We start from the raw sequence: 15,846 nt of genomic DNA on the forward strand, positions 1-15,846 counted from the left end.
TACAGAACCATTTGTACGAAACTTTCCTTGTTTCTTTAGATTTACTTTGCTTGTCGGTACGATCGCCTGATGATCGGCTCGATCGCCTGATTGTCGGCTCAATCGCCTGATTGTCGGCTCAATCGCCTGATTGTCGGCTCAATCGCCTGATTGTCGGCTCAATCGCCTGATGATCGGCTCAATCGCCTGATGATCGGCTCAATCGCCTGATTGTCGGCTCAATCGCCTGATTGTCGGTATGATCGAATCAATGACGTGGCGATCGGCTAGCTCACTCTTTTAAGATACAAGGGGCGGGTTCACCCATTGCCCTCAACGGTGCAAACAGGTTAAATAAACCCGCCCCCACCCGCTACTTATGCAGATTATCATCATCACAGCCGCCGATGCAAATTACTTTGAATTGGTGCGAGGCACTATTTTATCGGTGCGGGAAAAGCCAGAGGGTGAAAATTTGGCGATCGGCTTTTTCGATCTCGGCTGCACTCCCGAACAGTTGCAGTGGCTGGAAACACAAGTTAATATCATTCAAAAGCCGGATTGGGACTTTGACTTTCCTGGCAGAAATGAATCTCCCGAACATTTAAAAGGACTATTAGTTAGACCTTGTTTGCGAAAATACTTTCCCAATTTTGATATATACCTTTGGATTGATGCGGATGCTTGGGTTCAAGACTGGAGAGCAATTAATTTGTTGGTTGCAGGAGCATCGCGCCGGGGGCTGGCAATTATTCCCGAAGTTCACAGGGCGAGCTTGCAGCAGTACGGACAACTTCCTCAGTTTTGGCAGTGGGTTTATCAACAATATGAAGCTAACTTTGGTGAAGAAATTGCTAAGAAATTCTACAGTTATCCGATATTAAATGCCGGAGTTTTCGCCCTCAGAAAAGATGCTTTGCACTGGGACATATGGGCGGAAAAACTCCATCAAGGATTGCAGAGATCCGGCTGTGTCATGACAGACCAATTTGCCCTGAACCTCGCTGTTTACAGTGGCGAATTGTTCAATCTCACTGAAATGCTCCCAGCTTGGTGCAATTGGATATTCAACGGTTTTCCGGTTTGGGACAAGCAGCAAGGCTGTTTTGTGGAGCCGTACTTGCCGCAGGAGGCGATCGGCATTTTGCATTTAGCTGGTCGCCAGCAGTTTGACCGAGTACAATTGATGGCAACTGACGGCGATCTACTGGAAATTAGTGTCCGTTATCAACCTAAAAAACAGGAAGCAATACCAATCTTTCAAGAACCAAAAATGACTTACCAACAACCTGAACTTAGCAAAAATAATTTATTACAACCAGGGGATTACGTTTCGCCAGGGTTCCAAATAATTATACCTGACTCCTATTTCCCCAATATGATTATTGCCGATCCAAATGCAAGTAACTGGCCTTATTTGCGCCGGGAAGTTCCGCATAATTGGTATGCAGACAAGCGCTATCCATTCATCGGGTTTTTGAATCGCGACGAAGCACACATCCTTTACAATACAGCTCTGCAATTCAAAGGTAAAAAAGCCTTAGAAATAGGCTGCTGGCTAGGCTGGTCGGCTTGTCACTTAGCCCTCGCAGGAGTTGAGTTAGATGTCGTCGATCCGCTGTTAGAAAGAGAGGACATTAGACAAAGCGTAATCGACTCAATTCAAGGTGCTCTAAATGCGTCGGGCGTTCAAACATCAGTCGAGCTAATACCAGGCTACAGCCCCCAAAGAGTAGAAGAATTTTCCGCTCAATTCAACCGCAAATGGTCGTTAATTTTTATTGACGGAGAACACGGAGGTGATGGGCCGTTAAATGATGCCATTGCGTGCGAAAAATTGGCTGAGGAAGATGCAATAATCTTATTTCACGATTTAACCGCTCCAGATGTTGGTAAAGGGTTAGATTACTTGAAAGAAAGGGGATGGAATACTGTAATTTATCAAACAATGCAAATTATGGGGGCTGCTTGGCGGGGCCAGGTCGAGCCAGTAAAACATCAACCCGACCCCAAGATTTCCTGGCAGTTGCCAGTACATTTGCACGGTTACAATATTAGCAGTTTAGAGACAATTAATTCTCAAACAGCCAGCCAAACCAATCAAAACCTACAGTCATCTTATACAAGAGATTTTTACCAATTAATCGGAGAAGGAACTCGCACTTCTGCTAGAGAAATTATTCCCCTGCTGTTAGACTTGCTGCAACCCACTTTACCTAAAAGTGTGGTGGATGTGGGCTGCGGTACGGGAAGTTGGTTAGCTGCGTTCCACAAGTTGGGAATTGCTGATTGTTTGGGAATAGATGGTGATTATGTCGATCGCACTATTTTACAAATTCCTTTAAATCAGTTCCAATCCGCCGATTTAAAGCAACCGCTGCAAATAAACAGAAAATTTGACTTAGCAATTTCTCTGGAAGTTGCCGAACATTTGCCGGCTACCTGTGCCGAAAACTTTGTTAATTCTCTCACTCAACTAGCACCAGTGATTCTGTTTTCTGCTGCGATACCATTTCAAGGAGGCGTCGAACACGTTAACGAACAGTGGCCACAATATTGGGTTTATTACTTTCAGAAAAAGAGCTATGCAGTTATTGACTGCTTGAGAAAAAAAATATGGAACAATGACAAAGTAGAGCCTTGGTACGCTCAGAATATCTTGATTTTTGTTAAACAAGAATACTTGTCGGGATATCCGAGGTTAGTAAATGAATATCAAAATACCGATCTGAATCAATTAGCCATCGTCCATCCCAAGATTTATTTTTATAGCTTGCAAACTGCGAGAAATTCGGCACATAATTTACAATCAGAAAGTGTCAAACAAGTTACAGCATCGCCACAATTGGCAGATCGACCTTTGGTATCTGTGATTATTCCCTGCTACAATCAATCTCATTTTTTGGTGGAAGCAGTAACTAGCGTGATTAACCAAACTTACAAAAATTGGGAAATTATCATTGTCAATGACGGCAGCTTAGATACTACCAGCATAGTTGCCAAAAATGTAATAGTAACAAATTCCCAATATCAAATTAGGCTTGTAGAACAAATAAATCAAGGGCTTTCAAGTGCTAGAAATGCTGGCATAGCAGCCGCAAACGGTGAATACATTATGCCTTTAGATGCCGATGATATCCTAGCGAAAAACGCCTTGACTGACCTTTTAGAAATATGTTTAAAATCAAATGTACCTTGCGTAGCATTTGGTTCTTATCAAATGTTTGGCACTGAAAATCGCACAGTACCCAGTTACGAGTTGTATTCTTCCGAAAATATCAAGCAATTTAACATGATTCACCCGTCTTCACTCTATCACAAATCTATTTTGGATTTGGTCAGCGGCTACAAAGTTGAGATGAAGGAAGGTTACGAAGATTGGGAGTTTTGGGTTAACTGCCACAAGCACAATATTCCCTTTTTGGGAACGAGAGAAGTAGTTGTCAATTATCGGCGTTCCCAGGGTTCTATGTTGGCAAAAGCTCAGCAATATCATCAAAAGTTGGTAGCACAAGTTGTTTGTTACAACCGGGAAATTTACGATATGGAAAGCGTGAATAGTGCTGAAAAGCTATTGGGACAAATCGCAAGTTAATCTTGATTGTTTATTCTTTAGTCAGCATAAACCAACTTTGTTTGTGTAGTAGCGAATTCTATTCGCTGATTGTTAAAGCGAATTTGATATAACATCAAGAAAGCGCTTAACCTGTTTGCCCCAAGTCCAATTGAGCATAAAATTAGCCGCAGCTAAACCGCGACTTTTTGACTCTTCGCGATTAGTATAAATTTGCTCCAAAGCCTCAACAACTTCTGCAACCTCAGACTCTCCCCAACCTTCTACACCGGAAAAATGAGAAGTCGGTTTAACTCGTCCCTGATTCGATAAAGGATAGCAAATGTTATGGTAAATTAAGTCTAAATGACCAGTATTTGCTGATAAAATGGTCGGAATTCCGCAGGCCATACTTTCCATTGCGACTAAATTAGTGCCGCCTTCACAGCGGTTGGTGAAAACAGCGCAGTCGGCTTCTCGCAAAATTTGTCCGGCGAGGTGATTGGGAATTAAGCCGATGTCGATAAAAGAGTCAACCGGCAAACCGTTAGCCGCTAACCATTGGGAAATTCCTAAACTTCCATCGCGGTTGATATTGGGAAGTCCGGCAACGTTTCCGGTTTGTTCGATTCCTAGCATATACTGAGGCCAGAAGTTGTGCCATGTTGTTAGTAACAAAGCCTCTGGATGTTTGGCGCGAAACCGTTTGAAAGCGGCAATTACAATATCTTGACCTTTGCGATATTCCAGTTTGCCGCCGGAGAAAATGACGAAGCGATCGCCAAATAGATTAGATTTAGGTGCAGGATGGAAAATTGTTGGGTCAATTCCTTGATGTACCATCGCCACATTAGTCAAGCCGTGGCTTCTCAAAACATCCGCATTCCAGTTGGAGCCTGCGACAATCGCGCTATATTTTTTGGCTGTTTCTAGTGCTTCTGCTGTAATTCGCGTGTCTTCAAAAAATACGACTCCTATTTGACAAGCGCTGGTAATTTGATCGTCAACTCCAGAGGATTCTAAATTATTCCCCAAAGCGTAAAGTACGGGAAAATTACAACTGATTTGTTTGTTGGAATTTGCTGCTACTAATTCCTGAAAACTTTTTTGCTTTTCAATTACAGGTAATAACAAGGATTTATGCAGCGGATTCATCGATTCTGAGGTGATTGATGGCGGTGCTAAAAGTGCAACTTGCCAGGCGGGATTTTGCAGCAGTTGTAGTGTTAAATTCACGCCGTAAATTCCCCAGCCGCTGGTGATGCTGAGAGGCCAAGTAATGCCGATTCCGGTAATTTGTGGGGGGGTTTCTGGGGGTTGAATTTGAGGCGGAGCATAAGAATCTGCGTTAGCAGGCTGAGCCTGGGTACGAGTAGAGATTAAGTGTTCTAAGGCTGCTTTGATGCGATCGCAAACTCCATCCCAATCACCAGCTTTTTGCTGCCTAAACAACCGCGCAGTTGGATACCAAGGGCTATCTTCGCGTTCCAGCATCCAGCGCCAATCGGGAACAAAAGACAGCAAAATCCACACGGGTTTGCCCAAAGCACCAGTCAAGTGCGCGACAGAAGTATCTACGCAAATTATTAAATCGAGTTGCGAAATAATTGCTGCGGTGTCGGCAAAATCAACGCAATATTCGCTTAAATCTTCAATTTGGTGTTGCTTTAATAAAGTGCGTGAAACGCAGCTATCCTGTAGGGAATCGCCCCCTGACAAATCTTTCTGAAGACTGTAAAAACTAACTCCCGCAACATCTACAAATTTCAAAAAATCGCTCAATTTACACGATCGCCGATGGTTGTTGCGGTGCAGCGGGCCGCCCGCCCACACAATACCTACTTTGAGTTTATTGTTCGGTTCTAGGGAAAATTTAAAATCCTGTGGCGCAGCTAAATAAGGAATATTCGCGGGTATATTTTCCAAAGTCGTTCCCAGAATTCGCGGCAAACTTAGCAGGGGGGCTTGCACTTGAAAATCTATCAAATCGCTCGGCCTGACTCCTACTCGATCGACTCCTGCAATTCCTTCAAATAAATGCTTCAGCAAGACATGACAAGCAACAATAACTTGGCCGCCTTTTTGCTTAACTAAAGGCGCGTAGCGGATAAACTGTATCGTATCGCCAAAACCTTGTTCAGGGTGCAATAAAATTGTTTTTCCCTGCAAATCAGAGCCGTCCCAAAGCGGTTTCTCAAAAGAGCGCCGATCCAATTGTTGAGTTTGCCAGCGCGATTCGTACTCCGCAAAACCAGGCTCAAAACTTCCAGTTAAAAGCAAAGCTAAGGCTAGTCTCAAGCGCCAATTTGGCGAGTTGGGACGTAGTTGAATTGCTTTATTGTAGAAGTCGATCGCCTCTGCGACTTTTCCCTGTTCTTCGAGGGCAGAACCCAAGTATAAGTTTGTTTCGCTCAGGTTGGGATTGTTTTCTAGCGCTTGTTTGTAGTGCGAAATAGCCTCGGTTATTTGCCCGTTTTCCTGTTTGAGATAACCTAAATAACTGTGGGCTTCGGCGTGGCTGGGTGAAGCGGCAATTACTTGTTCGTAACGAGCGACTGCCTCTGCTTTTTTACCTTGTTTTTCTAAGGCATTTGCTATGTGAAATTGTACCTGTGCGGGCGATAAATAAAATCGAGGCAAGGCTTCGGTATCTTCCTTACCAGCTACAGCTTGGGAACGAGTAGAAATTAGGTGTTTTAACGCTGTTTTTATGCGATCGCAAACTCCCACCCAATCGCCCGGTGTTTGCTGCCGAAACAGTCGCGCCGTCGGATACCAAGGGCTATCTTCGCGTTCCAACATCCACCGCCAATCCGGCATAAAACACAGCAAAATCCATATCGGTTTACCCAAAGCACCGGCTAAGTGCGCGACAGCGGTATCCACGGAAATTACTAAATCTAGTTGCGATATCACCGCCGCAGTATCGGCAAAATCGTTCAAATTGTCGCTCAAATCTATCACGGGAATTTGAGTTAACAAAGTACGATTGTCAGGCGATAAGTCTTTCTGAAGGCTGTAAAAACTTACACCTGGAATATCTAACAATGTCAGGAAATAGCTTAAATCGCTCGATCGCTGAAAATCCTTCAAATGTTCTGAACTTCCCGCCCAGGCAATCCCAACTTTGAAATTGCGATCGGAATTTATGGAAAATTGCCAATTGGGCGGCGCAGCTAAATAAGGAACATTTGTCGGTATATTTTCTAAATTTGTTCCCAGAATATGAGGCAAACTCATCAGCGGTGCTTGCACTTGGAAAGCCGGCAATTCATCCATGCGAACCGCCACTTGTTCGATGCCAGAAATCTGCTTAAATAAACGCTTCAGTTCTTGATAGCACGAAATGATTACTTTACCACCTTTTTGCTGCACAATTGCCGCGTATCGAACAAATTGAATGGCATCGCCCAAACCTTGTTCGGATCGGAGCAAAATAGTTTGTCCGTTCAAATCTGAACCGTCCCAAACTGGTTGGTCAAAATTCAACCGTGGTAATTTTTTCGCCTGTTCTGTTTGCCAGCGCCACTCGTATTCTGCTAAACCGCGCGGCAAGTCCCCAGTCAACAGCAAGACTAAGCTTAAATTGAAGTGAGCTTTTACACAATTAACATCAATTTCTAGGGCTTTTTTGTAACATAAAATTGCTCGATTTACGTCTCCTAATTGTTCAACTGCACTGCCTAAGTTACTAATAGCTTCTATATAATTAGGGTTCAAAGATATGGCTCGTTCCAAGCTAGAAATTGCCTGTTCTATTTTTCCCGCCCCCAAGCGTAACGTTCCTAGGTGATAGTGTCCTGTAGGATTGTTTGGTTCTACTCCTATTGCATGCTCGTAAAGCCGTTCAGCCTCGTCTAGCTGAGATTGTGTTTGCATCGCCGCACCCAAATTTACCAGCGCGGGCACGTAATTGGAATTGACAGAAAGTGCTTGATGAAAACACGCGATCGCACTCTGCAACTCGCCCTGCTGCTGGAGTATCGCGCCGAGATTGTTGAGAGCTTTGACGTAAACCGGGTTCAGGGCGATCGCCTTTTGAAAGCAAGATATAGCAGCCATTATATTGCCTTGATCTTGCAGCAAAATACCCAAGTTATTGTGGGATTGAGCGCAGTTTGGATCTATTTCGATCGCGCGCTGATAATAGGTGGCAGCTTCGGCTAAATCGCCTGTTTGGTGCAGCGTCACTGCCAAATTAGTAGTAGCCTCTATCGAACTCGGCTGCAAAACCAAAGCATTTTTAAAATAAGCGATCGCCTCGGCAAATTTTCCTTGCGACTTGAGAATATTTCCCTGATTGAACTGTTTTTGATATAAGTGAATATTGGCCTGAGCTTCTATTGGCGGTAGAGCTTTTTGATGCTGACAAATTCTTTCTTTCAGCGCCAAAGCTGCTTCTTCTAAAACTCCTTCCCAATCTCCCGCTGTTGACTGGCGAAACAGCCGCGCCGTCGGATACCAAGGACTATCCTCGCGTTGCAACATCCACCGCCAATCCGGCACAAAACAGAGCAAAATCCACACTGGTTTGCCCAAAGCACCAGCCAAGTGTGCCACACAAGTATCTACAGAGATCACTAAATCCAGAGCCGAAATTGCCGCCGCAGTATCCGCCAAGTCGTGCAAATAAGAGCTTAAATCTGTTACAGGCATTTGCTCTAACAAAGCGCGATCTTCTGCTGTCATTTCCTGTTGCAAACTGTAAAAATCGGCTCCCGGAATATCTAACAGTTTTGTCAACAAATTTAGGGGTAAGGAGCGCACCTTATTTTGGGAATTGTTAGGATTTCCATACCACACAATCCCTACTTTCAAATTAGTAGTTAGATTGAGACTAAATTCCCAACCGGGCGGCGGAGCTAAATAAGGAACCTTGGCCGGTATAGTTTCTAAAGTTGTTCCCAGAAGGTGTGGCAAACTCATTAGCTGCGCCTGAACTTGAAAATCAGGCGCATCCTCTGGATTAACTATTAACCTATCGATTCCCGAAACTTGTGCAAACAAGCGCTGCAAGTGCGGCAAACACCAAACAATTACCCTACCGCCTTTTTGCTTGACTAAATCTGCGTAGCGGATAAACTGAATTGCATCGCCTAAACCCTGTTCCGGGCAAAGCAAAATAGTTTTTCCCTGCAAATCTTTGCCATCCCAAAGCGGCTGAATAAAGTTGTGGGAGCGGAACTGTTTTTCTTTAACTAGGAGTCGCCATTCGTACTCGTAAAAACCGCGTTGAAAGTCTCCCGCCAGCAGCAACGCTAAACCTAAATTTAGGTGAGATTCAGGATGGCCGACATTGAATTTAACTGCTTGGCTGTAGCAGGTGACAGCATCTGCAAATTGGCCGCGATCGTGCAAAGCAGTTCCCAAATTGGTGAGGGGATTGATATAACCGGGTTTGAGTTCGATCGCCCGACGGTAACAATCGATCGCCTGTGCCATTTTTCCCGCTTCCTCAAAAGCTTTGCCGAGATTGTTCAAAGCTTCAGGAAAGTCGGGTTTGAGGCTCAAAGCTTGCTGATAGCAACCGATCGCATCTTCAATTTTGCCCTGTTTCTGCAGGACAATTCCCAGATTGCAGCGAGCCTGTGCACTGGCTGGCAATTGCTGAATCGCTTGCTGGCAAACGGCTAGAGCCTCATCTAACTTGTCTTGCTGTTGCAAGGAACTCCCCAAAGCGATCAGAGTTTCTGCTAAATCCGGTTGCAGTGCAGTCGATCGCTCGTAGTATGCGATCGCGCGGTCAATTTGGCCCTGTCGGATCGAGGCGTATGCTAAGTTGTGCAAGGCCTCCACATAATTTGGCTCGATCGCGATCGCCCGTTCGTAATTCGCGATCGCCTGTTCGTAATTCGCGCCCGCTTCCTCCCCTTGTGCCTCCAAAGCAATCCCCAAATTCAAATAAGCCACCGCGCAATTAGGATTGACTTGAATCGCTTGCTCGTAGAAGCTTATAGCCTCTGCCACATTCCCTTGCTCTTCGCGCAACAGGCCCAAATTAATCAGCGCTTCCGCGCAATTCGGGTTCAAAGAAAGCGCCCGCTCATATTGTGCGATCGCCTCTTCAGTCTCCCCTGCTTCCGCAAGCGCGCTGCCCAAATTGCTCGCAGTTTGCGCCAAATTCCGGTCAATTGCTAGGGCTTGTCGGTAGTGCGCGATCGCCTCTGTTAGCCGGCCTGCTTGTTGTTTGACAACGCCTAAATTGCTGTGCGCGGCTGCGTAATTAGGATCGATCGCGATCGCCCGCTCATAACATTCGATCGCACCGCCAAAATCGGCTTGCTGCTGCAAATCCACGCCCAACCGAAACTCTGCATCCGCCGCATCCGAGGGCACAAATGCTGCTGCAACCGCGCCTAGAGCTTCCGCAACCCGATCGAAAACCTCCTCCCAGTCGCCCCGCTGATGCTGCCGGAACAGCCGCGCCGTGGGATACCAAGGACTATCTTCGCGCTCCAGCAGCCACCGCCAATCCGGCGAAAACGCCAGCAAAATCCACACCGGTTTGCCCAAAGCACCCGCCAAATGGGCGACAGCGGTATCGACACTAATCACTAAATCCAGTTTGGCGATCGCAGCCGCAGTATCGGCCAAATCGCCAAAATACGGGCTCAAATCTACGATCGGCGTTTGATTCAACAGCGCGCGATCGGCCTCGGAAACCTCTTTCTGCAAGCTGTAAAAACTTACCCCCGAAACGTCCAAAAGCGGCAGAAACTGACTTAAACTGCAAGAACGCTGCTTGTTTTTGCGGTGTTTTGGATTCCCCGCCCAGACAATGCCAACTTTCAAAGTGCGATCGGGAAGAAGCGTAAATTCAGCACCCGCAGGCGGAGATAAATAAGCAGTATTTGCCGGTATTGTTTCCAGCTTTGTACCGATAATATACGGCAAACTCAACATCGGCGCTTGCACGTCAAATTCCGGCAGTGGCTCGCCTTTAACTATTAGCAAATCAATGCCGTCAACCGTTGCAAACAAACGGTGCAATTGCGGGTAACAGCCAACAATTACCCTACCGCCTTTATTTTTGACGATCGCAGCGTAGCGGATAAACTGAAGCGAATCGCCTAAACCTTGTTCGGCGTGCAGCAAAATAGTCTTTCCCACCAAATCAGAACCGTCCCACAGCGGCCGGTATTCTCTCGCCGAAACAGTATTTTCTGGTCCCGCCAAAAAACAGGAATGACCCGTGTGAAATTCTTTAATTTGCCAGCGCCACTCGTATTCGGCGAGACCATTTTCCAAATCTCCCACCAACAGCAAAGCCAAGGACAAATTCAGGTGAGCGCTAGCGTGATTTGGACTTAAATGAATTGCTCGTCTGTAGCAGGATATTGCATCTTCTACCGCGCCTTTTTCCAGAAACGTCCGGCCTAAATTGTTAATAGCTTCCACAAAATCCGGCAGCAATTCTAGAGCTTTGTGATAATACTCCAGCGCCTCTTCTAAATTGCCCTGTTCTTGCAACACTGTTGCGAGATTGTTGTAAGCTTCCCAGCTATGCGGATTAATTTCCAGCGCTCGCCGGTACAGATCGATCGCCCTTACAAGTTCCCCTTTTTCTTGCAGCGCCACGGCTAAATTAATCAGGGCGGGTACGAAATTCGGTTGAGCTACAAGAGCTTGCTCGTAATGTGCGATCGCCTCTTCCGCTTGACCTTGTTCCTCAAAAATCTTTGCCAAGTTGTACGCTGTTTGAGGAATATTTGGATCGATGGCTAAAGCTTCTCGGTAATGCGGGATAGCGGCCTCCAATTCGCCCTTTTCTTGTTTGAGAAAACCAAAATTAATCCGCGCTTGAACGCAATTTGGATCGAGAGATATAATCTGTTCGTAAAGGGCGATCGCCTCTTCCCGATCACCTGTTTCCATTAACTGTTCTGCTTGTCGCAATAAATCCTCTAAAACAACAGGGTTATCCCCACCCGTCGCGATCGCCCCCGATGTCTCACTCCCCAACAAGGGCTGGACTGCGGAGTCCTTACCTAACGTTTCGCTCGCAGCAACAATTTTTTCTTTGCTCTCATCTAGCAAGCTTGCACCTGTCTTTTTGAGAGCCACAGAATCGAGGCCGGGCGTATTATTAGCAGTTATGGCGAGTGAAACGAAGTCAAGCTGCTTGTGGGCAGAATCCTCGGAATAACTAGCAGTATTGGCGATCGCAAAAGAGTTCAAAGCCACCTGTACTTCGTCAAACAATTCTTGCCAACTTTCCGGCTGACTTTGGCGGAAAAGCCTCGCAGTTGGATACCAAGGATTGTCTTCACGATCCAGCAGCCAACGCCAGTCAGGAGCAAAAGAAAGCAGCACCCAAACCGGTTTTCCTAAAGCACCGGCTAAGTGCGCCACAGCCGTATCGACACTAATGACTAAATCCAGTTGAGATATAGCCGAAGCGGTATCAGCAAAGTCGCTCAAATGCGGAGTTAAATCCGGCACTAAGTGTTGGTGCAACAAAGCGCGATCGCTCTCGGACAAGTTTTTTTGTAAACTATAAAAAGCTATTCCCGGAACATCCAAAAATCGAATAAAATCGCTCAACTTGCAAGAACGCTGATTGTCTTTCCGGCGCTGCGGACTCCCCGCCCAAACAATCCCTACCTTCAATTGGGCATCAGAATAAAGCGCAAATTTGCACTCAGCAGGCGGATATAAATAAGGAACATTTGCCGGTACTGTTTCCAGAGTTGTTCCCACAATTCGCGGCAAACTCATCAGAGGTGCGTGAACGTCAAATTCTGGCAAACCCTCTAAACTAACTGATAAATATTCAATACCTCGAACTGTCGCAAACAACCGCATCAGTTCTGGATAGCAAGCCACCATAACTTTAGCGCCTCGGCTCCGAAGAATTGGGGCGTAGCGAATAAACTGAATAGAATCGCCAAAGCCTTGCTCGACGTGGAGTAAAATAGTTTTCCCCTGCAAATCCGAACCATCCCAAACCGGCTGTTTAAATTGCCTCGGTTGTAGTTGCGGAGTGCGCCACCGCCACTCGTATTCAGCAAAACCGCGCTGAAAATCTCCGAACAATAGCAAAGTTAAACCTAATTCGAGGTGTGCGATGGCATTGTCGGGCTGCAATTCCAAGGCTCGACTGTGACAAGAAAAAGCTTCTTGAAAGTCTCCTAAATCGACCAAAGCGTGTCCGAGATTGTTAATAGCCTCCACGAAGTTTGGCTTTAAGTTTAATGCTTGTCGGTAGTGGGATATTGCTGCTTTTGCATTGCCTTGTTCGTGGAAAAATGCTCCTACATTGTTGTGAGCTTCTGGATTGTTTGGATCTAGTTTTACAGCTTGCTGGTAGCAGTTTAAAGCTTCTGCTAATTTACCTTGCTGCTGCAAAACAGTTCCCAAGCCCATCAGGGAATATATCAAATTGGGATTTATTTTTAAAGCGTGGAGGTAATAAGCTATCGCCTCGTTTAATTGATTTTTATCTTTAAATAAATGTCCTAAATTGTGCGCTGTTTCGTGCAGGTTTGGATCTAGTCGCAGTGCTGTTTGGTAAGCTAAAATAGCCGCGTCTATTTCACCTAATTGCTGTTTAATCCATCCCAAATTATTGTATGCGAGTGCGGAATTTGGCTGAATTTTGATTACTTGTTCGTAACTGGCGATCGCTCTTTGATACTCGCGCACATCCAGTAAAAGATTAGCCTTATTTAAATGTGCTTCTACAAAATCGCGGTTTTGGGCGATCGCCTGTTCGTAAAAGTCGATCGCCTCTGCAATCTTTCCCTGCTGTCTCGCCACTATTCCCAACAAACACAGCACATTTGCTGATTGCGGCTGCGCTTCTAATATCTGCCGATACAACTTCTCAGCTTCTAACAAACGTCCCGCTTGGTGGTGTTCCCAAGCTATTTTTAAAGAGTCTTCTGCACCCAATTTGCAGGCAGATTTTGGCGATTTTTTTTTAGAAGCCATAGTTATCTTTGTTGTTTGGGAGTTCGCTAACTTGTAATTGCCAACTTCTTCTATTTTGTTAACTCTTCCTTCCTTCCTCCTTCTTCCCCCTTCCTCCTTCCCCCTTCCTTCTTCCTTCTTCCATCGGAGTGAAATCCGTTACATCCGTTACACAATCCGTTGCCGAACGGCCTTCTTCCTTACATCCGTTACATCCGTTACATCCGTTACAAAATCCGTTGCCGAACTTCTTCCTTCTACCCCAACAAACAAGCTGCGGGAAAAATCAGATATTCTAAGAAAAACAACTTCCAGATAAACTGATAAAATGCCGCAATTTCTATTTTATCGTCCAAATCAACTTTCGCACTCCAAAACCACATCAAACCCAAAGCCACCAAATGAGAAACTGCCAGAAACACTAAATTAACATTAGACAATACCATCGCTCCCGCCAAAGTCGCGCCCAAATAACAAACCGTCAACACCCAGCGAGATAAATTAAAAACGGCCGGCTTGCCCAGCTCAATTGTAAACGTAGTAATATTATATTCCTTGTCCCCTTCCATGTCGGGGATATCTTTAAAAATGGCGATCGCAAACGTAAACACCACAACAAAAACCGTGAGCACCCAAACTTCCGCAGGAATCCGAAAAGACACACTCTCCAAACTCCAGCCCGAAAAAGCGCTTTTCGCCCTTCCCAAACCCAACACCCAATTAAAGTGTAAAAATAACCCTAAATTTACGATCGCGCCCCGCACCGTAAAAATGCACAGCGCCGCCCAAAAAGGAAACCGCTTCAGCCGAATTGGGGGCAGAGAATAAGCAGTCCCGATCGCTAAACTAACGCCAACGGTAGCCAGCAAAAACGGGCCTTGTAAAACAGCCGTTAAAATTGCTATAATTCCCGTGGCAATTACAATTACTTCCCCGGTTTTCCGAGAAAACACTCCCGAGGCGATCGGCAAATAGGGCTTATTGATTTTATCAATTTCAACATCTTCTAACTGATTCAATCCCACAATATAAATATTGCCGCAAATGCAAGCCAACCAGGCAAAAGCTAGGGCCCCAAATACAGGATTCACAAACAGCCTCGTGCTTTGGGCGATCGCGTACAACGCCAATACACTCAAGCTAGTACCCACAATTGTGTGTGGCCGAGAAAACTCCCAAAATGCCCTCACCCAGCTTTGCGGAGCCGAGCCATTTTTATCAATCCAAGACTTGCCAATCGAATCATTGCCCATAAATCTCACACCCACGCCAAACAAATAATATTCTATAGGGTGCGTAATACGCACCTTACTCATCAACTGAAGACTCAAAACTTCTCTGATATATGCCTGTTATTTTACAGCACAAATCAGCCCAAAACGAATCAACCCGCTCTGATATCCACGGCTCATCAATCCGAGAGCAAGTGCTGCTTGAATAGTCGTCCAACCGCTCGTTAGCAAACCCCAAATCGCGCTCGGAGTCAAAGCAGAATCGATCACCACATCCCAAAAAGGAGCAACAGCTTTTGACCAATCAGCGGTGCGAATATTTGTCAAAGGCAAACTGCGGACAATTTCCTCATATTCCGGCAAAGAAATCACATAAGGCAAAGCATAAACCCGGTAAATTTCTGCCAATTGCTTTCTCTCTTCATCAGTTAATTCACCCGCCGTTTCTCCCAGCGGGCGGTGACACCAAGTTGCCAAAATCAAAGTTCCTCCCGGTTTGAGTACGCGACAGCATTCCTGCAAAAACTTAATTTTGTCGGGCATATGTTCGCCACTTTCGAGCGACCAAACCAAGTCGAATGACTCGTCAGGAAAAGGCATATTCAAAGCATCGGCTACCAAAAAATTCACATTGCTTTGAGCATCGGCAATTTTAGCGCGTTCGGTCGCTCTGTTGGCCTGTACCGGACTCAGAGTAATCCCGGTCGCTGTAACGCTAGCGCCCGTTTTGTTTAGTTCGGGCGATCGGCTACGCTCTCGATCGACCTCGCCATCCAACTTTAAATTATTTTGAGCGATCGAACTAAACTTTTCGGTCAAATACAGCGTGCTGCCCCCGATCCCGCAACCGACATCGAGAATGCGGTAAGATTCACCCAGTGCCTTCTCTGACGGTACTCCAGCCCAAGCCAGCAGTTCTTCTATCAAATCTATCTGAGCCTGTCGGCGCTCTTTTTTCAAATTGCCATCCGGGCCGTAGTAACCGTGGTGCATATGTTCGCCCCACACCTGCTCCCACAAACCGCTAGAAGCGTCGTAAAGTTGCTGAATTTGCTGGTAAAGTGTTGATGTCATCGCCGGATCGCAAGTTATTAAAGGAATTCTACCGTTATTTTCCCGCTGTTGTCATAGAATTTGGCGATTGAGTTCGATCGACCGCAAGCACTGGCC

At 45.8% G+C, this 15,846-nt stretch carries 4 protein-coding genes; 1 reads left to right on the forward strand and 3 read right to left on the reverse strand.

Annotated elements, in window-relative coordinates:
• Window positions 1-358: 358 nt before the first annotated feature.
• A complete protein-coding gene (locus QUA33_RS20835) occupies window positions 359-3,574 on the forward strand; it encodes a glycosyltransferase (protein WP_333150807.1) in 3,216 nt (1,071 codons plus the stop codon).
• Window positions 3,575-3,646: 72 nt separating this feature from the next.
• On the opposite strand, the gene QUA33_RS20840 is transcribed toward QUA33_RS20835, so the two are convergent.
• The 3 genes from QUA33_RS20840 to QUA33_RS20850 all read right to left on the reverse strand — a co-directional run bounded on the left by QUA33_RS20840 (window position 3,647) and on the right by QUA33_RS20850 (window position 15,750).
• A complete protein-coding gene (locus QUA33_RS20840; protein ID WP_333150809.1) occupies window positions 3,647-13,465 on the reverse strand; it encodes a tetratricopeptide repeat protein in 9,819 nt (3,272 codons plus the stop codon).
• Between the two features lie 236 nt (window positions 13,466-13,701).
• Window positions 13,702-14,760 (reverse strand): homogentisate phytyltransferase, encoded by a 1,059-nt coding sequence (locus QUA33_RS20845; RefSeq protein ID WP_333150811.1) that lies wholly within the window; start codon window positions 14,758-14,760, stop codon window positions 13,702-13,704.
• Window positions 14,761-14,796: 36 nt separating this feature from the next.
• On the reverse strand, window positions 14,797-15,750 hold the full coding sequence (locus tag QUA33_RS20850) for a methyltransferase domain-containing protein (protein WP_333150813.1): 954 nt from the start codon (window positions 15,748-15,750) through the stop codon (window positions 14,797-14,799).
• Window positions 15,751-15,846: the final 96 nt, after the last annotated feature.

It is taken from the genome of Microcoleus sp. Pol14D4 (genome assembly GCF_036701245.1).
Taxonomy (GTDB): Bacteria; Cyanobacteriota; Cyanobacteriia; order Cyanobacteriales; family Microcoleaceae; genus Microcoleus.

What these genes read in the sequence shown, in the direction of transcription:
- QUA33_RS20835 (WP_333150807.1), top strand. Translation starts at nt 359, where the DNA reads ATGCAGATTATCATCATCACAGCCGCCGATGCAAATTACTTTGAATTG.
- QUA33_RS20840 (WP_333150809.1), bottom strand. Translation starts at nt 13,465, where the DNA reads ATGGCTTCTAAAAAAAAATCGCCAAAATCTGCCTGCAAATTGGGTGCA.
- QUA33_RS20845 (WP_333150811.1), bottom strand. Translation starts at nt 14,760, where the DNA reads ATGAGTAAGGTGCGTATTACGCACCCTATAGAATATTATTTGTTTGGC.
- QUA33_RS20850 (WP_333150813.1), bottom strand. Translation starts at nt 15,750, where the DNA reads ATGACATCAACACTTTACCAGCAAATTCAGCAACTTTACGACGCTTCT.